The sequence below is a fragment of the Aureimonas sp. CAS genome, assembly GCF_059838215.1.
Genome location: NZ_CM187563.1, coordinates 1,776,135 through 1,799,727 on the forward strand (window position 1 = coordinate 1,776,135; position 23,593 = coordinate 1,799,727).

The window sequence follows — 23,593 nt, forward strand, 5'->3', positions numbered from 1 at the left end:
GGGGTAGCCTGCGCCGCTCCCGCCCGGCGCTCCGGGCCCGGTTTCGAGACGCTGCATGTTCTTCGTTCTGTCCAAGGTCGCCTGGTATCTTGTCCAGCCGCTGGTCGTCGTCCTCCTGGCGATCGCGGTGGGCCTTCTGGCCGTCGCGTTCCGCTTCATGCGCACCGGGCTCGCGCTGGCCGGCATCGGCTTCGCGGTCCTTGCGGTCGCCAGCCTGACGCCCGCCGGGCTCTTGATGATGAACATCCTCGAGGAACGGGTCCCGCGTCCCGAACTCCCGGAGCGGATCGCCGGAATCGTGGTTCTCGGCGGCGCCTTCGACACCCGCATCGCCCGCACCCGGAACGAGCCGGAACTGAACGACGCGGCCGACCGGATCACCGCCGCGCTCGCGCTCTCGCGCATCTACCCGGAGGCCCGGGTCATCTTCTCCGGCGGGTCGGCCGCGATCCTCGCCGAGGACATCCCCGAAAGCATTCCGGCGCGAGAGATGTTTCTGGCGCTGGGTCTTTCCGAGGATCGCCTGATCCTGGAGGAGGCCTCCCGCAACACATGGGAGAACGCGGTCTACTCGCTGGAACTCGCGGCCCCGCAGCCGGGCGAGACCTGGCTGCTCGTCACCTCCGCCTTCCACATGCCGCGCTCCGTCGGCTGCTTCCGGCAGGCCGGCTTCGACGTCCTGCCTTACCCGGTGGACTACCGCACCCCCGCGGGGTCCGCCGTCTGGCAGCCGTCCAGCGCGACGATCCGCAACGTCGAGAAGGTCCATTTCGCGATCCGCGAATATATCGGGCTCGCGGCCTACTGGATGACGGGGCGCACCGACGCGCTCTTCCCGTCAGCCTGACGGTTCGTCCAAGGGGCTCCCCAGCCGGTAGATGCCCTTGAAGTCGGACGGATCGACGACGCGGCCCTTGCGGCGGATCGTCAGGCGTCCTTCGCCGGCCATCGTCACCGCCTCGGCCCGGATCGGCGCCATAAGGAGCCGCCACGCCTTCTCGTCCTGCCCGGCGATCGCCCGGGCCACCTCCGAGGGGCAGACGGTCTTCCCCGCCCCGCGCTCGGCCACCATGGCCTCGATCGTCTCCCGGATCGTCGAACGCCGCGTCATTCCTCTTCCTCCCACCGCACCACGGCGTCGTGCGCGTCGGACCAGAATTGGCGATGCGCGATGACCGCGAGCACGCCGGTCGTCGTCGCCATCAGCACGAAGGGGCCGAGGAACCAGCCGAGATAGGCGATGCCGAAGAAGATGGCGCGCAGGCCCGAATTGAAGTGCCGGGCCGCGATCCGGTTCATCGACAGCGCGCGGTTGACCGCCGCGTCGGCGCGCAGCGGATCGGCCTCCGCTTCGGTGCGCATCGGCACCGCGCCGATGAGTATGGAGCAGTCGTTGAAGAGCCGGTACGCCCAGGCGAACTTGAAGAAGGCGTGCGCGAAGATCACGACGAGGCCGAGAAGCTTGGCCTCCAGAAGGCCCCGGTCGCCGAGGCTGCCGATCGGCAGATCCGCCGCGACGGCGCCGATCCGCTCGGTCGCGCCCATCAGCGCGAAACAGCCGCCGATGGCGAAGATGCAGGAGGAGGCGAAGAAGCCGGTGCCCTGCTGCAGGCCGTTCATGATCTGCGTGTCGATCATGCGCAGATCGCGCCGCAGCATGGTGCGCATCCAGCGCTCGCGCTGCACGTCCATGCGCCGCCCGAGCGTGCGATGGGCGAAACGGCTCTTCCCCGTCAGGAAGGCGTAGCCGAACCAGCTGGCGAGGAAGAGCGCCAGCGCCGCCACATTGGCCGGGGTCAGTAGGGATTCGAAGAACATCGCCTCTCTCGTCTGCGCTGGCGTCCGCGCTTGGGGCATCATGTCGCGCAGACGGCTCCGCTTGTCGACGGCCTTGACGAGCGCACCGGCCCGGACGCATGTCCCGCGCCATGCCATTGAACCTCGTCAAGCTCTGCGTCGGCGTCGATACCGTCGAGGACCTGAAGACGCATGTCGAAGGCCGGCTCGCGGCCGCCCGCGCGCGCGGAGAGCCGGCCGAGCAGGGCCACGTCACGCGCGTGCGGCCCGTCCGGGCCAACGAGATTCTCGCCGGCGGCTCGCTCTACTGGGTGATCCGGGGGAACGTGCAGGTCCGCCAGCGCATCCTGCGCCTCGACGAGGTGGAGGGCGCCGACGGCATCACCCGCTGCCGCATCGTGCTCGAACCGGTCTTCAACGCCACCCACTGGCAGCCGCGCCGCCCGTTTCAGGGCTGGCGCTATCTCAAGCCCGAGGACGCGCCGCAGGATCTGTCCGAAGGCGAGGCCGACCTCGAAGCCCTGCCGCCGCATCTGCGCCGCGAACTGGCGATGCTCGGCCTGATGTGACGAGCCGTCCGATTGCGAACGCCCGCCGAGACCCCAGATTGCGGGAGCAAGGAGGCGTCATGGTCAAGGTTCCCAGCGTAGCCGGCGGGCAGCACGTCGAACGAAGCGCGGGCGGCGGCGAGATCGACCGCTTCCTCACGCAGCTGCGCGACACGCCGTCTACCGAGGGCTCGGGCCGCCTGATCTTCGCTCTCGACGCCACGATGAGCCGCCAGCCGACCTGGGATCGCGCCTGCCGTCTGCAGGGCGAGATGTTCGGCGCCGTGGGCGCGGCCGGACCGCTCCTCGTCCAGCTCGTCTACTTCCGGGGCTTCGGGGAATGCCGCGCCTCCCGATGGGTGGCGCGGACCGACGGGCTGCGCGACCTGATGACGCGCATCGACTGCCGGGGCGGGCGGACGCAGATCGGCCGCGTCCTCGCCCACGCGCGAACGGAGGCGGGCAAGGGGAAGGTCCGGGCTCTGGTCTTCATCGGAGACGCGATGGAGGAAGACGCCGATGCCCTGTGCGCCGTCGCCGGCGAGCTCGGCGTTCTGGGCGTTCCGTGCTTCATGGTCCAGGAGGGCCGCGAGCGGAGCGCCGAAGCGGCCTTCCGCGAGATCGCCCGCCTGTCGCGCGGCGCCTATCTTCGGCTCGACGAGGGTTCGGCCGACGCCCTGCGCAACCTTCTGCGCGCGGTCGCCGCCTTCGCCACGCGCGGGATGGCCGCGCTCGAATCGCAGGGCTCGCGCGAGAGCCGGCTTCTCATCGAGCAGATGCGCGGGCGAGGCGGCTCGGCCTGATGGGCGCACTCGTCGCCATCGCGGTCCTGATCTTCGTCGCCGCCACCCTCCGCATGCTTCTGGTGACGCCGCCGGAAAGACTGGCGGCCTTCCTTCGGCGGGCGGGTCCGATTTCGCTGATCGTCGGCGGGGCCGGGCTCATTCTGGTCGGCCGGGGCGCTATCGGCGTCCCGCTGCTGGGCCTCGGCGTCGCCGCCTATCAGCGGCAGCGCTCCAAGGGCCCGCCCGACACCGGCAATGCCCCGCAGAGTTCGAAGGTCCGCTCCGACGGTCTGGAGATGAATCTCGACCATGAGACCGGAGAGCTCGACGGGACGGTTCTCTCGGGGGCTTTCGAAGGCCGGAGCCTGTCCGGCCTGACGCAAAGCGAGCTCGTCTCGCTCCGCGCCGAACTCGGCCGCGACCCGGAAAGCCTACGACTTCTGGAAGCGTATCTTGACCGCCGCATTCCCGGCTGGCGCGTCGACGCGCAGACGGAGGCGGGCGACGGGCTGGGAGGAGCGCCAGGCTCGGGCGCCATGACAGAGCAGCAGGCCTACGAGATCCTTGGCCTTGAGCCGGGAGCGACCCTCGCGGAAGTCAGAGAGGCGCATCGCCGCCTGCTGAAGCGGGTGCATCCCGACCACGGGGGCACCGACTTTCTGGCTGCCCGCATCAACGAGGCGAAGGCTTTCCTGGTCGAGCGTCATCGCTGAATTTCCCTGGATACGCGAATACTTGAGGGCGAGAAGGGGCGATCGGCGCCGCGTGGGAGGCGTCGTTCATGTCTCGTCGGGGGAGACGCCCGTCAGGGCGCCTCGTCCATGCGTCGATCAGTTCGCGGCGACCGCGTAGCAGGCGTAGGAGCTGCGCTTCAGCGTCTCGCAGGCGGCATTCGCCTCGCTTTTGGTCTCGAAGCCGGCGAAGCGCGCCCGGTAGAGGGTCTGCGATCCGGTGTTCACCGCCTCGGTGAAGGCGGTGGCGGAGGCGAGCGCGGAACCCGCCGACCGCTTGGCCTCCGCGAGCATGTCCTCGGCCGTCGCCTCGAGCGGTGTCGCGGCGATCTGGACGACCCAGGGAGAGCGGGCCGCAGCCTCGGGGGCGGAGGGCAGGGTGTCCATGGCCGCCTCCTGCAGGGCGGCGAACTGGCGGGTCGACTGCGCGTCGGTGATCTCGCTGGCCTCGGCCTCGGCGACGATCGAGCCCGTGGTGCCGCGATCGATGCCGACCGAGGGGATCGGCGCGGACGGAATGGGCGCGCGGGGCCGCGGGCTGCTCGGGCGGGACGCGCTCGGGGCGAGGGCGTGCGCGGTCGGCATGTCCATGCGCGCCGGCTCGCTCTGGTCCACGAGAGCCGCGCGAAGCGCGTCGCGGCCGATGATGGTGCGGCCTTCGGGGCTGCGGATGGCGTCGTCCACCGCGCTCGCGGCGTTGGTGCCGTAGGCGGCGGCGACGCGGGTGTCGATCTCGGCCGGGTTCGAGCGGCGGGTCGGCACCGGCACGCTGGTCGGCAGCGAGGCGGCGGCGACCGCGTTCGAGGCGACGCGCGACGGGGACCAGGAGGCGACCAGCGGCGCGCCGCGGCCTTCGCTGGCCTGCGGGATGAAGCGCTGGAGCAGTTCGACCATGTGGTCGTCGCGCGAGCGGCCGGTGCGGCCGCCGAGGACGACGGCGACGAGCTTCTTGTTGCCGCGCACGACCGAGGAGACGAGGTTGAAGCCCGACGCGTTGATGTAGCCGGTCTTGATGCCGTCCGTGCCCTGCACGCGGCCGAGAACCCGGTTGTGGTTGCCGATCGTCTGGCCGCGGAACGTGTAGGAGCGCGTGTTGAAGATCTTGTAGTACTGCGGGAAGTGCTCGCGCAGCGCGATGCCGAGCGTCGCCATGTCGCGCGCCGTCGTCACCTGCTCGGGGTTCGGCAGGCCGCTGGCATTGCGGAAGGTCGTGCCGTTCATGCCGAGCGTGCGGGCCTTCTGCGTCATGACGCGGCCGAAATTCTCCTCTGTGCCGGCCAGGAACTCGCCGATCACGGCGGCCGCGTCGTTCGCCGAGCGCGTGACGAGAGCGTACATCGCCTCCTCGACCGTGATCGTGGAGCCGGTGCGCAGGCCGAGCTTGGAGGGCGGACGGGAGGAGGCGTGCGCCGAGACCTTCATCGGCGTCGAAAGCTGCGCGCGGCCCGTCTCCAGGGCCTCGAACATCATGTAGAGCGTCATCATCTTCGTCAGCGAAGCGGGATGACGCGTCTCGTCGCCGTAGCGGTTGAAGAGGACCTTGCCGTTGTTGGCATCGATCACGAAGGCGGCGTAGCGCGGATTGGCGTCCGCGCTCGCGACCGGGAGCTGGACGAGCAGGCCGGCTCCGATGGCGGCGATGCCGACGGTGCGAACGATACGGCGGGAGAGGTCTTTTAGGAAGGTCGCTGCAATCGGCACGAGGCGCTCTCTCGTTTGTCGGTTCGGGAGGCGCGACGCCGGGGAGGGTGGCCTCCGTCCGGCGAGCGGTGCGCTCGTTCCCTTCGTCTCGGAAAGATTAGGCCGAACGGGCTTACCAATCCGTTTATGGTTGAGGCTTCCTTGTCATCGGGATGTGGCGGAAGCGCGCCTATCATCGGCGGCGCCCCGCGCTCACGGGAATGTGAGACCTGTTGATCCCGCACCGCACAAGGCGCCTTGAAGATTTTTGTGCAGTGCAATATATCGAGCCTGCCGGACGTCGGGATGGGCCCGTCGTCTCACACGAATTCGAGACAGGGAGTGTGCCATGAATCTCTATGACGACGCCAACAAGGCCAGCAAGGAAGCGATGGACAACGCTCTCAAGTCGTTCTCCGTCATGACCAAGGGCTTCCAGCAGATCGCCGCCGAGACGACGGACTTCACCCGTCAGTCCTACGAGCAGTCGACGCAGGCCTTCGAGAAGCTCTCGCAGACCAAGTCGCTCGACAGCGCCTTCGAGGTGCAGAGCGAGTTCGCCAAGTCGGCCTACGAGCGCTGGGTCGCTCAGGCGACCAAGATGTCGGAAATCTGCACCGACATCGCGAAGGAGGCCTATCGCCCCTTCGAGAACACGGTCGCCGCCGCGACCGCCCGCGGCCGCGAGGCCGCCTCGAAGGCTGTCTGATCCGTCTCGACGGAACGCTGACATTTCGACAGGGGGTCCGGCTCGCGCCGGGCCCCTTTTTCGTTGTGCGGACGCCTGTTCGCAGGCTTCGAAGCGGCGCAGCGGCAAGTTGCGGGTGCGACATTCTTCTACCGGCCGCCCAACCGTCTTACAAAGCGTCCGACGATTCATACATATCGGACATGACGAGGGTGGTGGCATTGGCGCGCATCGGGCGAACGGTATCGGCGCAGGGCGGGACCCGGCTTCAGGCCGGCGGACCGGACGGAGCGGGAAACGACCGCGGCACGTCCGTGATCACCAAGACGCGGCCGAAGACGAAGAAGCCGAGCCTTTACAGGGTGCTGCTTCTGAACGACGATTACACTCCGATGGAGTTCGTCATCCACGTGCTCGAGCGGTTCTTCCAGAAGGACCGCGAGGCCGCCACCCGGATCATGCTGCATGTGCATAAACACGGTGTCGGCGAGTGCGGGGTCTATACCTACGAGGTTGCGGAGACGAAGGTCACGCAGGTCATGGATTTCGCCCGCCAGCATCAGCATCCGCTTCAATGCGTGATGGAAAAGAGTTGAGGTGAAGCTTGCCCACATTCTCGCAAAGCCTGGAGAAGTCGCTCCATCAGGCCCTGACGCTCGCCAATGAGCGTCATCAGGAATTCGCGACGCTCGAACACCTCCTGCTCGCCCTGCTCGAAGACAAGGACGCGGCGGCCGTCATGCGCGGGTGCAGCGTCGACATCGACCTGCTCCGGTCCTCGCTGACCGAGTACATCGACACCGAGCTCGCCAACCTCGTGACGGGTCACGACGAGGATTCGAAGCCGACCGCCGGCTTCCACCGCGTGATCCAGCGCGCCGTCATCCACGTCCAGTCCTCCGGCCGCGAGGAGGTGACCGGGGCCAACGTCCTCGTCGCGATCTTCGCCGAGCGCGAGAGCCACGCCGCGTTCTTCCTGCAGGAGCAGGAGATGACGCGCTACGACGCGGTGAACTTCATTTCCCACGGCATCTCCAAACGGCCCGGCGCGGCGGAAAGCCGGCCCGTTCGCGGAGCGGAGGACGAGCAGTCGACCATGGGGCAGGACGAGGACGGACGTCGCAAGGAGAAGCAGGACGCGCTCACCGCCTACTGCGTCAACCTCAACGAGAAGGCCAAGAACGGCCGGATCGACCCGCTGATCGGCCGCGCGAGCGAGATCAGCCGGACGATCCAGGTCCTGTGCCGCCGCTCCAAGAACAACCCGCTCTATGTGGGCGATCCCGGCGTCGGCAAGACGGCGATCGCCGAAGGCCTCGCCAAGCGGATCGTCGAGGGCGACGTTCCAGAGGTCCTGGCCGGCTCCACCATCTTCTCGCTCGACATGGGCACGCTTCTCGCCGGCACGCGCTATCGCGGCGACTTCGAGGAGCGCTTGAAGCAGGTCGTGAAGGAGCTGGAGGAGTATCCGGGCGCGGTCCTCTTCATCGACGAGATCCATACCGTCATCGGCGCGGGCGCGACCTCGGGCGGGGCGATGGATGCCTCGAACCTCCTCAAGCCGGCCTTGTCCTCGGGCGCGATCCGCTGCATCGGCTCGACGACCTACAAGGAGTACCGCCAGTTCTTCGAGAAGGACCGCGCGCTGGTGCGCCGGTTCCAGAAGATCGACGTCGCCGAGCCCTCCGTCGAGGACGCGGTCTCGATCCTCAAGGGGCTTAAGCCCTATTTCGAGGACTTCCACCGCGTGAAGTTCACCAACGAGGCGATCCGCTCGGCCGTCGAGCTGTCGTCGCGCTACATCAACGACCGCAAGCTGCCGGACAAGGCGATCGACGTGATCGACGAGACCGGTGCCTCGCAGATGCTCCTGCCGGAAGGCCGGCGGAAAAAGCAGATCGGCATCAAGGAGATCGAGGCGACCGTCGCCACGATGGCGCGGATCCCGCCGAAATCGGTGTCCAAGGACGACGAGGAGGTTCTCTCGAACCTGTCGGCGCAGCTCAAGCGCGTCGTCTACGGGCAGGACAACGCCATCGAGGCGCTGTCCTCGGCGATCAAGCTCGCCCGCGCGGGCCTGCGCGAACCGGAGAAGCCGATCGGCTCCTACCTGTTCTCGGGCCCGACCGGCGTCGGCAAGACCGAGGTCGCCAAGCAGCTCGCCTCTTCGCTCGGCGTCGAGCTCCTGCGCTTCGACATGTCGGAATACATGGAGCGGCACACGGTCTCGCGCCTGATCGGCGCGCCTCCGGGCTATGTCGGCTTCGACCAGGGCGGTCTCCTGACCGACGGCGTCGACCAGCATCCGCATTGCGTCCTCCTCCTCGACGAGATCGAGAAGGCGCATCCGGACCTGTTCAACATCCTCCTGCAGGTCATGGACCACGGGAAGCTTACGGACCACAACGGCAAGAAGATCGACTTCCGGAACGTCATCCTCATCATGACGACGAACGCCGGAGCGGCCGAGGCTTCGAAGGCGGCGATCGGCTTCGGCTCGTCGCGCCGCACGGGCGACGACGTGGAGGCGATCAACCGCCTCTTCACGCCGGAGTTCCGCAACCGCCTCGACGCGATCATCCCCTTCGCGCCGCTGCCGACGCCGGTCATCCACGAGGTGGTGCAGAAGTTCGTCATGCAGCTGGAAGCCCAGCTTTCCGAACGCGGCGTCGTCTTCGACCTCGCGCCGGAGGCGATCGCCTGGCTGGCGGAGAAGGGCTACGACGAGCAGATGGGCGCGCGTCCGCTGGGCCGCGTGATCCAGGAGCACATCAAGAAGCCGCTGGCGGACGAGGTGCTGTTCGGCAAGCTCAAGCGCGGCGGCATCGTGAGGGTCACGGTGGTCGGCGAGGGGGCGGAGCGCAAGCTGAGCCTCGAATCCATCGCCGACGAGCCGCAGGCCCGCCCGAAGCGCTCGTCCGACGCGGCGCCGCGCAAGCGGCAGAAGGCGGCGGCGAGCGAGAGCGAGCGGTCGGAGCCCGCGCTCGACGAGGACCCGGACGGGGAGGGCACGCTCGCCCTCGCCAAGCCGGAGACGAAGACGACGCAGAAGTCCGGTCGCTCCGGCACCGTGCCGAAAGTGCCTCGTAAGTCCTCCTGATCATCTGTAGGAGTGTGGCCGAACCTGCGGCCGACCGAGAAAGGGCCGCCCGTGAGCGGCCCTTTTGACGTCGGCGCTCCCACTCTTCGAGCCTGCGCATCCGGCCTTTGGGCCGATGCCGCAGAAGGCATGAGGCCGGAACGACCATGGACGCCCTATCCCCGGAGCCGGACGACAAGAACCGGCTCAGATGGTTCCTGCGGGGCGTCCGGGGCCTCGCCAGCGCGCCGGCCTTGATCCTCACCCTTTCGATGGTGGGATTCGCCGCGCTCGCGCGCGATGCCGGGCTCGACTGGCTCCAGGCCTCCTTCATGACGGTGACGGTCTGGGCGATGCCCGCCCAGCTCATCATCCTGGGGGCCGTCACCGCCGGCGCGACCCTTCCGGCGACGGCGCTCGCCGTCGCGCTCTCCTCCGTCCGGCTGATGCCGATGGTGGTCGCGCTGATGCCGGAGCTGCGGGCCGGCGGCACCCGGACGCGGACGCTCCTGTTCCTCTCTCACTTCGTGGCGGTGACGAACTGGGTCTTCGCCATGGAGCGAATCGGCGACGTCCCGCGCGAGATGCGCACGACCTTCCTCGCCGGCTTCGCGGTGACGCTGACCGCCCTCAACACGGTCCTCGTCGCGCTGCTCTTCAACGTCATGGGGCAACTGCCGGCCATCGCCACGGGCGCGCTCGCCTTCCTGACGCCGGTCTACTTCCTGACCTCGCTGTTCGGCACGTCGCGGGCGACGGCAAGCCGCGTCGGGCTCTTCACCGGCATCGCCCTCATCCCGCCGGCCAACTGGCTGTTTCCGGCCTTCGACATCCTCATCGCGGGGATCGTCGGCGGGGTGCTCGCCTTCCTGGTCGGCCGCTCGCTGGACGCGCGCAAGGGAGGCGCCAATGTCTGACCTGACCTTCTTCGGCCTGCCGTCGCCCTGGTGGCCCTATCTCTTCATCGTCCTCGCCGGCTGGCTGCCGACGGGCGTCTGGCGCTATCTCGGCGTTCTCTCGGCGAACTCGATCTCGGAGGACTCCACCGTCCTGCAGCTCGTGCGGGCCATCGCGACGGCGCTCGTCGCCGCCGTGATCGCGCGCCTCGTCCTCTATCCCACCGGCTCGCTCGCCGAGGTGCCGGCCTGGGCACGGATCGGCGGGCTCGCGGTGGGCTTTGCGACCTACTATTTCGCCCGCCGCTCGATCGTCGCGGGCATCGTCGCCTCGCAGCTGGTCCTGCTCGCGGGCGCGTGGCAGGCCGGGCTTCTATAGCGTCCGAAGCGCCGCGCGGATCGCCTCGGCATGCTCGGCCAGAACGGCGCGGTCGGCCATTCGGGTCGCATGCCTCTCCAGCGGCACGCCCGAATAATGCGGCACCACGTGGATGTGCAGGTGGAACACCGTCTGTCCGGCCGGCTCCTCGTTGAACTGCTCGATCTGGACGCCGTCGGCGCCGAACGCCTTCGTCACGGCGCGCGCGAGCCGCTTCACCTGCGGCATCAGCCGGGCCAGGGTCTCGTCCTCCGCGTCCAGAAGGTTGCGCGACGGCGCCTTCGGGATGACGAGGCTGTGCCCCTTGGACTTCGGCATCACGTCCATGATCGCGACGGCGTCCTCGGTCTCGAAGAGCGTCTCGGACGGGATCTCCCCGCGCAGGATCTTGGCGAAGATGTTCTGGTCGTCGTAGGGCGTGTTCGTCATCGGTGAGCCTCCGGTCAGCGGAAGGCCCCGCTTTATCACTCCGGAACGCCGCCGTCCTTGCGGAAAGGCGTGTGCTCGGACAGCACCTCGCGCACATGCTCCACGTCCGCGCGCTCGCGTTCCAGATGATCGGCCACGGCACGGCGCAGGCCCGGATGGGCGATGTAGTGCGCCGAATGCGTCGTCACCGGCTCGTAGCCGCGCGCCAGCTTGTGCTCGCCCTGTGCGCCCGCCTCCACGACCGAGAGGCCGTGCTCGATCGCGTAGTCCACGGCCTGATGGTAGCAGAGCTCGAAATGCAGGAAGGGGTGGTCCTCGACGCAGCCCCAGTAGCGGCCGTAGATGCGATCCGCGCCGACGAAATTGAGCGCTCCGGCGATGGCCCGACCGTCCCGTCTGGCGAGAACGAGGACGATCGAATCGCCCATGCGCTCGCCGACGAGGCTGAAGAAGGCGCGCTTCAGATAGGGCCGGCCCCATTTGCGGCTGCCCGTGTCCATGTAGAAGGAAAAGAAGGCGTCCCAGACTGTTTCGGTCAGGTCGCGGCCCGTCAGGCGCTCGACCGTGATGCCGTTCTCCAGCGCCGCCTGCCGCTCCTTGCGCAGCCCTTTTCGCTTGCGCGAGGCGAGCGTCCCGAGAAAGTCCTCGAAGCTCGAATAGCCGCGATTGACGAAGTGGAACTGCTGGTCGGTCCGGTGGAGGAAGCCGGCGTCCTCGAAGGCGGCGAGGTCGTCCGGCTGAAGGAAGGTCGCGTGCGCGGACGAGATTTTCGTCTGCACCACATAGCCCGCGACGGCCGAGGCGAGAGCCGCGCGGGCGCCGTCCGAACCGGAATTCGGGCCGACGAGAAGGCGCGGGCCGGTCGCGGGCGTGAAGGGCACCGAGACCTGGAGCTTGGGATAGTAGCGCCCGCCCGCCCGCTCGAAGGCGTCCGCCCAGCCGTGGTCGAAGACGTATTCGCCCTGGCTGTGCCCCTTCAGATAGGCCGGGACGAAGCCGAGGGCGTGCCCGTCCTCGTCCTCCATCACCAGATGCTGGGGCAGCCAGCCGGCGGCCTGCCCGACGCTGCCCGAATCCTCGAGCGAGGACAGGAAGGCGTGGCGCAGGAAGGGGTTGAGCGAGGTTCCCCCGCCACCGGTCGCGGCGGCCCGGTCCCAGGCCGCCGCGTCCAGATCGCCGATCCGGTCCGCGACGCGCACGGTGATCGTCTTCTCTTCGGATGTCTCGCTCATGCGCGGGTCATGTCGGGCGAAGGGCTCCCTTCCGCAAGGCCCACAGCATCGGCCCGAAAATCGGAATCGATTTTCGGAAAGCCTGATGCGCAGATTCAAAGAGTGAGAGCGACCTTTGTGCGTCCGGACGGACGCACGGCGCTCTAACCCTGCGGCAAAAAGCCTTCGAAGGTGATCTGGTCGGCGAATCGTCCGCTTTCGGCGACATCCTCTTCCGTCCGCACGGTCCAGCTGATGACCGGCAGATGCTTCTCCTCGCGCACCCAGCGCACGAACGAATTGTCGAGGTGGTGCACGTTGTAGGAGGAGAAGGAGCAGCGCTCGCCGAAGGCCTCGCGGTGGACCGCCAGAATCTCCGCGCGGGTGCCCTCCGCCGTCAGGCCGACCGGCACCATCTCGGACAGGGTCGAGGCCTCGTCGATCAGCCAGTGGTCGAAGGACATGAGGGCGAGGGGGCCGCGATAGGCTTCGAGAAGGGGACGAAGCAAGTCGCCGAACCCGGCGTCGCTTGCCGCGTCCACGCCCTTCATCTCCACCACCAGCGGCACGCGGCCCGCCGTCAGTTCGAGGAGTTCGGCGACGGTCGGCAAGCCGTCCACGCCGCTCTTGAGGCGCAGGCGGGAGAGGTCGGACGCCTGCGCCTGGTGCAGGAGCCCGCTCGCGCCCGTCATGCGGTCCAGCTCGGCGTCGTGGAAGACGATCGGCACGCGATCCGCCGAAAGGCGGATGTCGCATTCGATGGCATAGCCCGCCTCGATCGCCGCCCGGAAGGCGGAGATCGAGTTCTCGTGGATGCCGCGGGCCGCGTCGTGCAGCCCGCGATGGGCGATCGGCCGAGCCGTCAGCCAGCCGATGTCGCGATGGACGGCCATGGCGCTCAGGCGATCTCGAAGAAGGCTTCGACCTCGACGGCCGCCCCCATCGGCAGCTGCGAGACGCCGACGGCCGAGCGGGCGTGCTTGCCCTTGTCGCCGAGGATTTCGACCATGAAGTCCGAGGCGCCGTTGGCGACCTTGTGCTGGTCGGTGAAGGCGTCGTCGCTGGCGACGAACACGGTGAGCTTCAGGAGACGGCCGATCTTGTCCAGATCGCCGAGAGCCGCCTGCGCCTGCGCCAGGACGTTGATGGCGCACAGGCGCGCCGCGCGCTGGCCGTCCTCCAGCGAGACGCCCGAGCCGAGACGGCCCGTCACCGCCAGCGCGCCGTTCTCCATCGGGAGCTGGCCCGACGTCTGCAGGATGTTGCCGAAGGTCACGGTCGGCACGTAGTTCGCGGCCGGGGCGGAAGCCTGCGGAAGCGTGACGCCGGCCTTCTCAAGACGGGACTGGATCGTTTCGGACATGAAATCTCCTGCATTCTTCGTCACGGGTGGGATCGGGGACGGCGTCGTGCCGTAAGAATTGGGGACAATGATTCGATGCTGTCGCGTAGCCTGTGCCTTCTCGCCGGCCTCTTGCCGGCGGGCTCCGCCCTTGCGGTCGAACTCGCCCCACACCGAGGCGTTTACGACCTTTCGCTGGCCGAGCATACCCTCGGCCTGACGGGCGTCGAAGGGCGCATCGCCATCGATCTGTCGGCGCCCAGCTGCGAGGCCTACGACCTCGACTACCGCTTCGTCGCCCGCTTCGGGGAGGAGGACGAGGTGACGCTGACCGACCAGCGCATCCTCGCCAGCGAGGGCCGGGACGGCACGAGCTACGACTTCACCGCGACCAGCCTCGTCGACGGCATCGAGCAGAGCCGGGTCGAGGGAAGCGCGCGAACGCGCGAGGACCAGACACGGGTCGAGATGCGCCAGCCGGTGGAGCGCACCTTCGAGATTCCGGCGGCGCTCTTCCCCCTCGGACACACGCGCCGCATCATTGAGCGCGCCCGCGCCGGCGAGCGCATCGTCCAGGGCCCGCTCTACGACGGCGACGTGGAGGGCGACGACGTGCTGACGACGACCGCCATCATCACGCCCCTGCAGGGCAACGCCGAGCGGCCGGACGGCATCGAGGGCCTGAACGGCTGGCGGGTGGACGAGTCCTACTACAACTCCTCCAGCGACGCGGACGGCCTGCCCACCTTCCACACGCGCTACACGCTGTTCGAGAACGGCGTCACCGACGACCTCTACATCGACTTCGGCGACTACGCCCTCGAAGGCTCGCTGAGCGAGCTGACGCTCGGCGAGGGGCCTTCGGACTGCGGCTGACCGGGCTTGCCGGACCGGCCCTTTTGGTGTAGGGGCCGCGCTATTCCACACACGGAATTCGGGATCGACGAGCGTCTTCGCGCGCCGGCCCCACCGGTGGCAGGCCATCCGGCCTGTCTCTTTTCCGTGGAGGCTCAACCGGTCAAGGACATCTATCCAATGGCTCTTCCTGATTATTCCATGCGCCAGCTGCTCGAGGCCGGCGTTCACTTCGGCCACCAGACGCACCGCTGGAACCCGAAGATGGCGCCGTACATCTTCGGCGCGCGCAACAACATCCACATCCTCGACCTCGCGCAGACGGTGCCGATGCTGCATCGCGCGCTGCAGGCCGTGTCCGACTCGGTCGCCCGCGGCGGTCGCGTGCTCTTCGTGGGCACCAAGCGCCAGGCCTCCGAGATCGTCGCCGACGCGGCGAACCGCTCGGCCCAGTACTACGTCAACGCCCGCTGGCTCGGCGGCATGCTGACGAACTGGAAGACGATCTCGAACTCGATCCAGCGTCTGCGCAAGCTCGACGATCTCCTGGCCGGCGAAGCCCAGGGCTTCACCAAGAAGGAGCGCCTGACCCTGCAGCGCGAGCGCGACAAGCTCGACCGCGCGCTCGGCGGCATCAAGGACATGGGCGGCGTGCCGGACATGATCTTCATCATCGACACCAACAAGGAGTCGATCGCGATCGAGGAAGCCAAGCGCCTCGGCATCCCGGTCGTCGCCGTCGTCGATTCGAACTGCGATCCGGCCCCGATCGACTACCCGATCCCGGGCAATGACGACGCGGCCCGCGCGATCTCGCTCTACTGCGACCTGATCGCCCGCGCGGCGGTCGACGGCATCGGCCGCCAGCACGGCGCCTCGGGCGTCGACATCGGCGCGATGGAGGAGGCTCCGGTCGAGGAGTCGCTCGACGCGGCGCCCGAGGGCGAGGCCCCGGCCGAGTCCGAGGCGACCGCCTCGGCCGCCTGATCCGGCGTCTTCATCGCGACGACACAAGCGCGGCGCCTTATGGCGCCGCCGATTTCAGGCGCACCTCCCAAGAGGGACCGGTGCGCCCTTTCATGATCAAGAGGGCTGACCCATGACGATCTCCGCCTCCATGGTGAAGGAACTGCGCGAGAAGACCGGCGCAGGCATGATGGACTGCAAGACGGCGCTCGCCGAGACCAACGGCGACATGGAAGCCGCGATCGACTGGCTGCGCGCCAAGGGCATCGCCAAGGCCGACAAGAAGTCGGGCCGCACCGCCGCCGAGGGTCTGATCGGCGTCGCCGCCGCCGACAACAAGGCGGTCGTCGTCGAGGTGAACTCCGAGACCGACTTCGTCGCCCGCAACGAGGCCTTCCAGGCGCTCGTGCGCGAGGTCGCCAACGCCGCTCTCTCGACCGACGGTTCGGTCGAGGCGGTCGGCGCCGCGACGCATGCCGGCAGCGGCAAGACCGTCACCGACACGATCAAGGACGCGGTCGCGACCATCGGCGAGAACATGAGCCTGCGCCGTTCGGCCCAGCTCCAGGTCTCCGAGGGCGTCGTGGCGACCTACATCCACAACGCGGTCGTCGACGGCCTCGGCAAGATGGGCGTCCTCGTCGCCATCGAATCGGCCGGCGACAAGGCCGCGCTCAACGCCTTCGGCCGTCAGGTCGCGATGCATGTCGCGGCGACGAACCCGCTGGCGCTGACCGATGCCGAGATCGACCCGACCGTCGTCGAGCGCGAGAAGGCCGTCTTCTCCGAGCAGGCCCGCCAGTCGGGCAAGCCGGAGAACATCATCGAGAAGATGGTCGAGGGCCGTCTGCGCAAGTTCTACGAGGAGGTCGTCCTCCTGAAGCAGAACTTCGTCATCAACCCCGACCTGACGGTCGAGGGCGCCCTCAAGGCCGCCGAGAAGGACTTCGACGCCCCGGCCAAGATCGTCGGCTTCGTGCGCTTCGCCCTCGGCGAGGGCATCGAGCGCGAGGAGAGCGACTTCGCCGCCGAGGTCGCCGCGGCCGCCGGCAAGAAGTAAGCCAGAGCATTTCCAGCCGAAGCGGAATCGCTTCGGCGTCGGAGACTGCGGCAAGGGGCGAGCCCGGCTCGCGCCGGTTCGACAATCCGAAGGGCGCCGCTTCGCTTGAGAAGCCGGCGCCCTTCCTGTATCGCGGGTCCGGCATTTTGACGGGAAAATCCATGACGAGCGACATGCGCTTCAAACGCGTGCTCCTGAAGGTGTCCGGCGAGGCGCTGATGGGCGCCCAGGGTTTCGGGATCGACGTGGCGGTCGCGGACCGGATCGCGGCCGACATCAAGGAAGCGCGCGAGCTCGGCACGGAGATCTCGATCGTCGTCGGCGGCGGGAACATCTTCCGCGGCGTGGCCGTCGCCTCCAAGGGCGGCGACCGCGTGACGGGCGACCAGATGGGCATGCTCGCCACCGTCATCAACGCGCTCGCGCTGCGGACCTCGCTGTCCAAGCTCGGCGTCGATTCGGTCGTCCTGTCGGCGATCCCGATGCCGGAGATCTGCGAGAGCTTCTCGCAGCTCGTCGCCCTGTCCCATGCCGACAAGGGCAAGGTCGTGATCTTCGCGGGCGGCACGGGCAACCCGTTCTTCACGACCGACTCGGCCGCCGCCCTGCGCGCCGCCGAAATGGGCGTGGACGCGCTTCTGAAGGGCACGCAGGTGGACGGCATCTATTCGGCCGACCCCAAGCTCGACCCGACCGCCACCCGCTACGACCGCCTGACGCACGACGAGGTGCTCGGCCGCGGGCTCGCGGTGATGGACGTCGCCGCCGTCGCCCTGGCGCGCGAGAACAAGATTCCGATCGTCGTCTTCTCCATTCACGATGCCGGCGGCTTTGCCCGCATCCTGAAGGGCGAGGGACGCTCGACGATCGTCTCCGATTGAGAGTTTGAGAGGAAACGACATGACATCGGCCACCGATCTCAACGAGCTGAAGCGCCGCATGGAAGGCGCCGTCACGTCCTTCAAGGGCGATCTCGCCGGCCTTCGCACGGGGCGCGCCTCCGCGAACCTGCTCGACCCCATCACGGTCGACGCCTACGGCTCGTCGATGCCGCTGAACCAGGTCGCCAACGTCACCGTTCCCGAGCCGCGCATGGTCGCCGTCTCGGTCTGGGACAAGTCGATGGTCGGCGCGGTCGAGCGCGCGATCCGCGAGTCGAGCCTCGGCCTGAACCCGATCACGGACGGCACCACGCTGCGCATTCCGCTGCCGGAGCTGAACGAGCAGCGCCGCCGCGAGCTCGTGAAGGTCGCGCACCAGTACGGCGAGAGCGCCCGCGTCGCGGTCCGCCACGTGCGCCGCGACGGCATGGACGCCTTGAAGAAGGCGGAAAAGGACGGCGACATGGGCCAGGACGAGAGCCGCCAGGCCTCCGAGAAAGTCCAGAAGATGACCGACGACACGATCGCCGAGATCGACCGTCTTCTGACTGTCAAGGAAGCCGAAATCATGCAGGTATAGGCTTTACGGCCGATACGCTGCTTTCTGGCAGTCGTGAAAGAGCGTTGGAAAGGCGATCGGCCGTGAGGCACCCTCGACACGTCGCGATCATCATGGACGGCAACGGTCGCTGGGCGAAGGCCCGTGGCCTGCCGCGCACGGCCGGTCACCGCAAGGGGGTGGAAGCCGTGCGCGAGGCCGTGCGGACCGCCGCCGACTTGCGCATCCCCTATCTGACGCTCTTCGCCTTCTCCTCCGAGAACTGGAGCCGCCCGGCGGACGAGGTCAGCGACCTCATGGGCCTGCTCAAGCATTTCATCCGCCGCGATCTCGCCGAGCTCCACAAGGAGAGCGTGCGCGTTCGCGTCATCGGCGCGCGCGACAACCTGCCCGCCGACATCCGCTCGCTTCTCGAAGAGGCCGAGACGCTGACGCGCGACAACGACGCCATGACGGTCGTGATCGCCTTCAATTACGGCGCGCGCGACGAGGTGGCCCGCGCCATGCGCCGCATCGCCGAGAAGCTGAAGTCGGGCGCGGTCTCCATCGACGATCTTTCGGTCGAGACGCTCGACCAGCATCTCGACACCGCCGGCATCCCCGATCCGGACCTCATCATCCGCACGTCGGGCGAGCTGCGCCTGTCGAACTTCCTGCTCTGGCAGGCCGCCTATTCGGAATTCGCCTTCCTGTCGTGCCTGTGGCCCGATTTCGACCGCAAGGCCTTCGAAGACACGGTCGCCGACTATGCCTCGCGCGACCGCCGCTTCGGCGGCCTGTCGCGCGACATCGCGTCCTGAGCGGCCGATGGGGCTCGGACTCGGACGGCTGACCGCGGGGCAATCCTGGATCGACCTGAAGTCCCGGCTCGTCTCCGCCGTCGTTCTGGGTCTGGCGGTCCTGGCCGTCGCCATCGTCGGCGGCCTGCCGTTCCGCATCCTCTGCTTCGCCACGGCCGTCATCGTCTTCAACGAGTGGTCGCGGATGACGCGCGCCAAGCGCGCCGGGCCGATCTACCTCTTCGCGCGCCGGGCGCTGTTCCTCGGCTTCTTCCTGTTCGTCTTCGGCTTCGAGTTCCTGGCGCTCGCCGTCCTCTTCGGCGCGGCGGGCTTCGTCGCCTTCGTCGATCGCAACGAGAGGAAGGCCGTCTGGGTCGGCGGCGGGCTTCTCTACGCCTCGCTCGCCGGCATCGCCCCCGGCATGCTGCGCGGGAACGACCCGGAAGGCCTCGCCTCCCTCGGCCTCGTCATCTGCGTCGTCTGGGCGACCGACATCTTCGCCTATTTCGCGGGCCGCTCCATCGGCGGGCCGAAGCTGATGCCGCTCGTCTCCCCGAAGAAGACCATCTCGGGCGCCCTGGGCGGACTCGTCGCCGGAATGGTCTTCGGGGGCCTCTACAGCTTCGTCGTCTCCGGCAACGTCACCGCCTACGTGCTCTTCGTCTCCGCGATCCTCTCCACGCTCGGGCAGGCGGGCGATCTCTACGAATCCTGGATCAAGCGCCGTTTCGGCGTGAAGGATTCGGGACGGCTCATTCCCGGCCACGGCGGTCTGATGGACCGGATCGACGCCCTGATCGTCGCCACCGCCGCACTGTGGCTGATCGCGCTTCTGGAGCGCGGGTTCGACGAGCCGGCACGGGCGATCTTCCGGCTCTAGCGGCGAACCGGAATTCGACCAAGATCGACGATTAGGGGCCGTGATCCGGCCACGAAGAAGGACCTGACCGACATGGAATTCCTGGGCTGGCTCGGCGGCGGCTTCGTCGGGACGATCATTCCCTTCCTCTTCGTCCTCACCGTCATCGTCTTCTTCCACGAGCTCGGCCACTATCTCGTCGGCCGCTGGTGCGGCATCCGCGTCCTCGCCTTCGCCGTCGGCTTCGGCCCCGAGATCGTCGGCTTCAACGACCGGCACGGCACGCGCTGGAAGCTCTGCGCGATCCCGCTCGGCGGCTACGTGAAGTTCCTCGGCGACGAGAACGCCGCCAGCGTTCCGGACAACGAGGCCGTCGGCCGGATGAGCGCCGAGGAGCGGGCAGGGGCGTTCCCGGCCAAGCCCGTCTGGAAGCGCGCGGCGACGGTCGCCGCCGGGCCGATCGCGAACTTCATCCTCGCCATCGCGATCTTCGCCTCGGTCGCCTATTTCAACGGCCGCTTCGTCGGCGATCCGGTGATCGCGGAGGTGACGGAAGGCTCGCCCGCCGAGGCGGCCGGGCTGCAGCCCGGCGACCGGATCCTGACCGCGGACGGCACGGACATCGCCTACTTCTCCGACCTCCAGCAGCACATCGCCAGCCGCGCGGGGGTTCCGATCAACCTTCGGATCGAGCGCGCCGGCGAGCCGATCGAGCTGACCGTCGTGCCCGAGACGCGCATCCAGACGGACAATTTCGGCAACGAGTTCCCGATGCCGGTCATCGGCGTCGTCGCCAACGACCAGTCCTCCTCCTTCCGCACCGAGGAGGTCTCGATCCCGCAGGCGCTCGGCTACGGCGCCAACCAGACGTGGTTCGTCACCGAGCGCACGGTCTCCTTCATCGGCGGCATGTTCACCGGCAGCCAGCCCACGGACCAGATCGGCGGGCCCATCCGCATCGCCCAGGTCTCCGGGCAGGCCGCGACCTACGGCTTCGCCTCGCTGCTCCAGCTGGCGGCGCTCCTGTCGGTCTCGATCGGCCTTCTGAACCTTCTGCCGATCCCGATGCTCGACGGGGGGCACCTCACTTTCTACGCCTACGAGGCGGTGCGCGGTAAGCCGCTCGGCGAGCGCGCGCAGGAGATCGGCTTCCGGATCGGCCTCGCCTTCGTGATCGGTCTTATGCTATTCGCCTTCTGGAACGATCTCGCGAATCTCTATCGGGGTTAGCGGGACTGGGGGCTTCGCGCGAGGACAGAAACGACCGGTTAACCATGCCGCCCGACGCACGTGGCTCGGCGGCAACTGTTTTCCGAATCCTAAACGGATCGGGTTCAGTTTGGTTGAATGCGGGCCCGAAGCCGGTACAACCGGTCCAAGGGATCGCATGGGTCAGGGGATTGTCCCGCTGCGACTATGGAATACGGGGTGACTATGCCTATGAAGGCTGGATCGAAGCTTCTCAACGCCCTCTCGGCAGCGGCGTTGTCGTCGACCGTCTTCGCGGTCTCCATCGTCGCCGTGCAGTCCGCCGGTGTCTCGGCGGCGGCCGCGCAGACGGTGTCCAGCGTCCAGGTGCGCGGCAACCAGCGCGTCGAGGCGGACACGATCCGCGGCCTCGCGCAGATCTCGCCCGGCCGGAACGTCAGCGCCGCCGAGATCGACGCGGCGGTCACCCGCCTCTTCGCCACCGGCCTCTTCTCCGACGTGCGCATCAGCCGCTCGGGCGGGACGCTCATCGTCGACGTCGACGAGAACCTGATCGTGGCGGGCGTCGTCTTCCAGGGCAACAGCCGCATCCGCACCGAGCAGCTGCAGGCGACGGTCCAGACCGCGCCGCGCGCCGCCTACAACGCCTCCACGGCCCAGGCCGACGTCGAGGCGATCCGCGCCGCCTACACGCGCGTCGGCCGCAGCGACGCGACGGTCAGCGTCTCGACCGTCCCGGTCGACGGCAACCGCGTCAACGTCGTCTACACGATCAACGAGGGCGACCGCACGCGCATCGCGCGCATCGACTTCGTCGGCAACAGCGCCTTCCGCGACGGCCGCCTGAAGGAGGTCATCGCGCTCCGCGAGACCGGCATTCTCGGCTTCCTGCAGCGCTCCGACATCTATGACGAGGACCGCCTGCGCGCCGACGAGGAGACGCTGCGGCGCTTCTACTACAATCGCGGCTATGCGGACTTCCGGATCGTCTCCTCGGTCGCCGAGCTGGACGCGACGTCGAACCAGTATTTCATCACCATCACGGTGGACGAGGGCGAGCGCTACACGTTCGGCCAGATCAACATCGACTCGACCGTGTCGGGCATCGACGCGACCGCGCTGCAGCGCGAGCTCGACACCCGCCCGGGGCAGGTCTACAGCGCCGAGGCCGTCGAGGACACGCTCGTCAATCTGACGAACGCCGTGGCCGCGCAGGGCTACGCCTTCGCGCAGGTGACGCCGCGCGGCGACCGCGACTTCAACTCCAACACGATCGGCATCGACTACGTCATCGACGAGGGCCCGCGCGCCTATGTCGAGCGGATCGAGATCCGCGGCAACTCCAAGACCCGCGACTACGTCATCCGCCGCGAGTTCGACGTGTCGGAAGGCGACGCCTTCAACCAGGTGCTGATCCAGCGCGCCCGCCAACGCCTCGAGGCGCTGCGCTTCTTCGAGCGCGTCAACGTCTCCACCGCGCCGGGCTCGCAGCCGGACCGTGTCATCGTGGTCGTGCAGGTCGCCGAGCAGTCGACGGGCGAGTTCTCGATCGGCGGCGGCTACACGACGGGCGGCGAGAATTCCGGCCCGGTCGCCGAGGTCAGCGTCACCGAGCGCAACTTCCTCGGCCGCGGCCAGTTCGTGCGCGTCTCGGCGGGCTTCGGCGAGAACACGCGCAACTACCAGCTCTCCTTCACCGAGCCCTACTTCCTCGGCCGTCGTCTGGCGGCGGGCTTCGACATCTACCGCAACGAGAGCACCGGCGGCGGCTACGACATCGAGCGCATCGGCGGTTCGCTCCGCATCGCGGCTCCGCTCACCGAGAACCTGACCGCGCAGCTCGCCTACAACTACAAGGAAGAGACGTTCGGCGACAGCTTCGGCCTGACCGTCAACCCGCTGACGGGCCAGCTCTTCGGCATCGACGGCGCCGGCAACCCGATCTCCAGCACCTGCGGCGATCCGGGCGCGCGGAATGCTGCGGGGGTACCCACCTTCGCGGGTCTGCCCGGCGAAGGTGGCACGGCCGGTGCGCCGCCCTTCACGCTTTCGCCGATCATCAACCAGGCGATCTGCGACAGCCCGTACTCGACCTCCTCGATCGCCTACGCGTTCAGCTACAACACGCTGGACAACCAGAACGACCCGCGCGAGGGCATCTTCGCGCAGGTCGGCCAGGAGTTCGCGGGTCTGGGCGGCGACGCGGAGTTCATCCGCACGACCGGCCGCGGTTCGCTCTTCACGCTCCTGTCGGAAGAGTACGATCTCGTCAGCCAGCTTTCGGCGGGCGGCGGCAACGTCTCCGCGCTCGGCGGCGACCTGCGCGTCTTCGACAACTTCTTCCGCGGCCAGGACATCGTGCGCGGCTTCCGCCACCAGGGCATCGGCCCGCGCCAGAACGGCGTGGCGCTCGGCGGCGAGAACTTCGTCAACGCCAGCGCGGAAGTCACCTTCCCGCTGCCGCTGGTCAGCCGCGACTTCGGCTTCCGTGGTGCGGCCTTCGCGGATGCAGGCTCGCTCTGGGGCGTGCAGGATTCGGATGCTCCGGGCGTCGTCGGCGACGAGTTCGCGCTGCGCGCCTCGGCCGGTGTCGGCCTCATCTGGGCCTCGCCCTTCGGTCCGCTGCGCGTGAACTACGCGGTGCCGCTGGCCGAGGAGGAGTTCGACCGCACGCAGGAATTCTCCTTCGGCTTCTCCTCCCGCTTCTGACGCGAAGGCTCGGGGATCGCTCGATCCTCGGGCCGTTCCGGCCCGGAGCGCCGAGCGTTCACGCGAACGCGCAAGGGTCGCTGCACTCCTTGAATCGTGGCACAGGCCCGAGAGTCGGGTTCGGTTTTCGGGCCTATGCCGTAGGGTCGAT

At 68.2% G+C, this 23,593-nt stretch carries 25 protein-coding genes; 18 read left to right on the top strand and 7 right to left on the bottom strand.

The genetic code is table 11. From position 1 onward, the window contains the following. The first annotated feature begins 55 nt into the window (after window positions 1-55). Window positions 56-847, top strand: coding sequence for a YdcF family protein (locus tag AC6R2M_RS08645; RefSeq protein ID WP_500487419.1), 792 nt, complete (start codon window positions 56-58; stop codon window positions 845-847). Here the strand turns inward: AC6R2M_RS08645 and AC6R2M_RS08650 are convergent. Beyond that, on the bottom strand, window positions 839-1,111 hold the full coding sequence (locus AC6R2M_RS08650) for a DUF3253 domain-containing protein (protein WP_500487421.1): 273 nt from the start codon (window positions 1,109-1,111) through the stop codon (window positions 839-841). The genes AC6R2M_RS08645 and AC6R2M_RS08650 overlap by 9 nt on opposite strands. Next, on the bottom strand, window positions 1,108-1,818 hold the full coding sequence (locus tag AC6R2M_RS08655; protein ID WP_500487423.1) for a DUF599 domain-containing protein: 711 nt from the start codon (window positions 1,816-1,818) through the stop codon (window positions 1,108-1,110). Before AC6R2M_RS08655 ends, AC6R2M_RS08650 begins: the two co-directional genes overlap by 4 nt. 110 nt (window positions 1,819-1,928) lie before the next feature. Between AC6R2M_RS08655 and AC6R2M_RS08660 the strand changes: the two genes are divergently transcribed. Genes AC6R2M_RS08660 through AC6R2M_RS08670 form a run of 3 tightly spaced genes read left to right on the top strand, consistent with a single transcriptional unit; the run spans window position 1,929 to window position 3,843 of the window. Next, window positions 1,929-2,366, top strand: coding sequence for a DUF1489 family protein (locus AC6R2M_RS08660; RefSeq protein WP_500487544.1), 438 nt, complete (start codon window positions 1,929-1,931; stop codon window positions 2,364-2,366). A 59-nt stretch (window positions 2,367-2,425) separates the two neighbouring features. After that, complete coding sequence (locus AC6R2M_RS08665) at window positions 2,426-3,148, top strand: vWA domain-containing protein (RefSeq protein ID WP_500487425.1); 723 nt, start codon at window positions 2,426-2,428, stop codon at window positions 3,146-3,148. Continuing rightward, window positions 3,148-3,843, top strand: a complete 696-nt coding sequence (locus tag AC6R2M_RS08670; protein ID WP_500487427.1) for a DnaJ domain-containing protein — start codon at window positions 3,148-3,150, stop codon at window positions 3,841-3,843. Before AC6R2M_RS08665 ends, AC6R2M_RS08670 begins: the two co-directional genes overlap by 1 nt. A 117-nt stretch (window positions 3,844-3,960) precedes the next feature. Here AC6R2M_RS08670 and AC6R2M_RS08675 read toward each other — a convergent pair whose 3' ends face one another. Further along, complete coding sequence (locus AC6R2M_RS08675; protein ID WP_500481213.1) at window positions 3,961-5,562, bottom strand: serine hydrolase; 1,602 nt, start codon at window positions 5,560-5,562, stop codon at window positions 3,961-3,963. A gap of 328 nt (window positions 5,563-5,890) precedes the next feature. Between AC6R2M_RS08675 and AC6R2M_RS08680 the strand changes: the two genes are divergently transcribed. From AC6R2M_RS08680 to AC6R2M_RS08700, 5 genes are all read left to right on the top strand, one after another. Beyond that, window positions 5,891-6,250, top strand: coding sequence for a phasin family protein (locus tag AC6R2M_RS08680; RefSeq protein ID WP_500481215.1), 360 nt, complete (start codon window positions 5,891-5,893; stop codon window positions 6,248-6,250). Window positions 6,251-6,543: 293 nt separating this feature from the next. Beyond that, entirely contained in the window at window positions 6,544-6,825 is a 282-nt protein-coding gene (gene clpS / locus AC6R2M_RS08685) for an ATP-dependent Clp protease adapter ClpS (RefSeq protein ID WP_500487545.1), read from the top strand. 8 nt (window positions 6,826-6,833) lie between these two features. Then, window positions 6,834-9,329 carry an ATP-dependent Clp protease ATP-binding subunit ClpA gene (gene clpA, locus AC6R2M_RS08690; protein WP_500481217.1) on the top strand — a complete coding sequence of 832 codons (2,496 nt, stop codon included), beginning with the start codon at window positions 6,834-6,836 and terminating at the stop codon, window positions 9,327-9,329. A gap of 146 nt (window positions 9,330-9,475) precedes the next feature. After that, on the top strand, window positions 9,476-10,225 hold the full coding sequence (locus tag AC6R2M_RS08695) for an AzlC family ABC transporter permease (RefSeq protein ID WP_500481219.1): 750 nt from the start codon (window positions 9,476-9,478) through the stop codon (window positions 10,223-10,225). Further along, window positions 10,218-10,583, top strand: a complete 366-nt coding sequence (locus AC6R2M_RS08700) for an AzlD domain-containing protein (protein WP_500481221.1) — start codon at window positions 10,218-10,220, stop codon at window positions 10,581-10,583. Before AC6R2M_RS08695 ends, AC6R2M_RS08700 begins: the two co-directional genes overlap by 8 nt. Here AC6R2M_RS08700 and AC6R2M_RS08705 read toward each other — a convergent pair. The 4 genes from AC6R2M_RS08705 to AC6R2M_RS08720 all read right to left on the bottom strand — a co-directional run bounded on the left by AC6R2M_RS08705 (window position 10,578) and on the right by AC6R2M_RS08720 (window position 13,586). Next, entirely contained in the window at window positions 10,578-11,012 is a 435-nt protein-coding gene (locus tag AC6R2M_RS08705) for an HIT family protein (protein WP_500481223.1), read from the bottom strand. The two genes, AC6R2M_RS08700 and AC6R2M_RS08705, sit on opposite strands and share 6 nt — an antisense overlap. 35 nt (window positions 11,013-11,047) lie before the next feature. Beyond that, window positions 11,048-12,244 carry a GNAT family N-acetyltransferase gene (locus tag AC6R2M_RS08710; protein WP_500481225.1) on the bottom strand — a complete coding sequence of 399 codons (1,197 nt, stop codon included), beginning with the start codon at window positions 12,242-12,244 and terminating at the stop codon, window positions 11,048-11,050. A 143-nt stretch (window positions 12,245-12,387) separates the two neighbouring features. Then, a complete protein-coding gene (locus AC6R2M_RS08715) occupies window positions 12,388-13,116 on the bottom strand; it encodes a glycerophosphodiester phosphodiesterase family protein (protein ID WP_500481227.1) in 729 nt (242 codons plus the stop codon). A gap of 5 nt (window positions 13,117-13,121) precedes the next feature. Continuing rightward, entirely contained in the window at window positions 13,122-13,586 is a 465-nt protein-coding gene (locus AC6R2M_RS08720; RefSeq protein WP_500481229.1) for a RidA family protein, read from the bottom strand. Window positions 13,587-13,661: 75 nt separating this feature from the next. Here AC6R2M_RS08720 and AC6R2M_RS08725 point away from each other — a divergent pair, with 75 nt between their 5' ends. The 9 genes from AC6R2M_RS08725 to bamA all read left to right on the top strand — a co-directional run bounded on the left by AC6R2M_RS08725 (window position 13,662) and on the right by bamA (window position 23,442). Continuing rightward, window positions 13,662-14,441 carry an EipB family protein gene (locus AC6R2M_RS08725; RefSeq protein WP_500481231.1) on the top strand — a complete coding sequence of 260 codons (780 nt, stop codon included), beginning with the start codon at window positions 13,662-13,664 and terminating at the stop codon, window positions 14,439-14,441. Window positions 14,442-14,600: 159 nt separating this feature from the next. After that, window positions 14,601-15,407 (top strand): 30S ribosomal protein S2, encoded by an 807-nt coding sequence (gene rpsB / locus AC6R2M_RS08730; protein WP_500481233.1) that lies wholly within the window; start codon window positions 14,601-14,603, stop codon window positions 15,405-15,407. A 112-nt stretch (window positions 15,408-15,519) separates the two neighbouring features. Continuing rightward, window positions 15,520-16,446 (top strand): translation elongation factor Ts, encoded by a 927-nt coding sequence (gene tsf, locus AC6R2M_RS08735; RefSeq protein WP_500481235.1) that lies wholly within the window; start codon window positions 15,520-15,522, stop codon window positions 16,444-16,446. Between the two features lie 161 nt (window positions 16,447-16,607). Next, on the top strand, window positions 16,608-17,327 hold the full coding sequence (pyrH, locus tag AC6R2M_RS08740) for a UMP kinase (RefSeq protein WP_500481236.1): 720 nt from the start codon (window positions 16,608-16,610) through the stop codon (window positions 17,325-17,327). A gap of 19 nt (window positions 17,328-17,346) precedes the next feature. Then, on the top strand, window positions 17,347-17,907 hold the full coding sequence (frr, locus tag AC6R2M_RS08745) for a ribosome recycling factor (protein ID WP_500481238.1): 561 nt from the start codon (window positions 17,347-17,349) through the stop codon (window positions 17,905-17,907). Between the two features lie 92 nt (window positions 17,908-17,999). Continuing rightward, the gene (locus AC6R2M_RS08750) at window positions 18,000-18,686 is read left to right on the top strand and encodes an isoprenyl transferase (protein WP_500487546.1); all 687 of its coding nucleotides are present in this window, start codon (window positions 18,000-18,002) and stop codon (window positions 18,684-18,686) included. Between the two features lie 7 nt (window positions 18,687-18,693). Beyond that, a complete protein-coding gene (locus AC6R2M_RS08755) occupies window positions 18,694-19,545 on the top strand; it encodes a phosphatidate cytidylyltransferase (RefSeq protein ID WP_500481240.1) in 852 nt (283 codons plus the stop codon). Window positions 19,546-19,617: 72 nt separating this feature from the next. Next, the gene (gene rseP / locus AC6R2M_RS08760) at window positions 19,618-20,754 is read left to right on the top strand and encodes an RIP metalloprotease RseP (RefSeq protein WP_500481242.1); all 1,137 of its coding nucleotides are present in this window, start codon (window positions 19,618-19,620) and stop codon (window positions 20,752-20,754) included. A gap of 210 nt (window positions 20,755-20,964) precedes the next feature. After that, complete coding sequence (gene bamA / locus AC6R2M_RS08765; RefSeq protein ID WP_500481244.1) at window positions 20,965-23,442, top strand: outer membrane protein assembly factor BamA; 2,478 nt, start codon at window positions 20,965-20,967, stop codon at window positions 23,440-23,442. Window positions 23,443-23,593 lie beyond the last annotated feature (151 nt).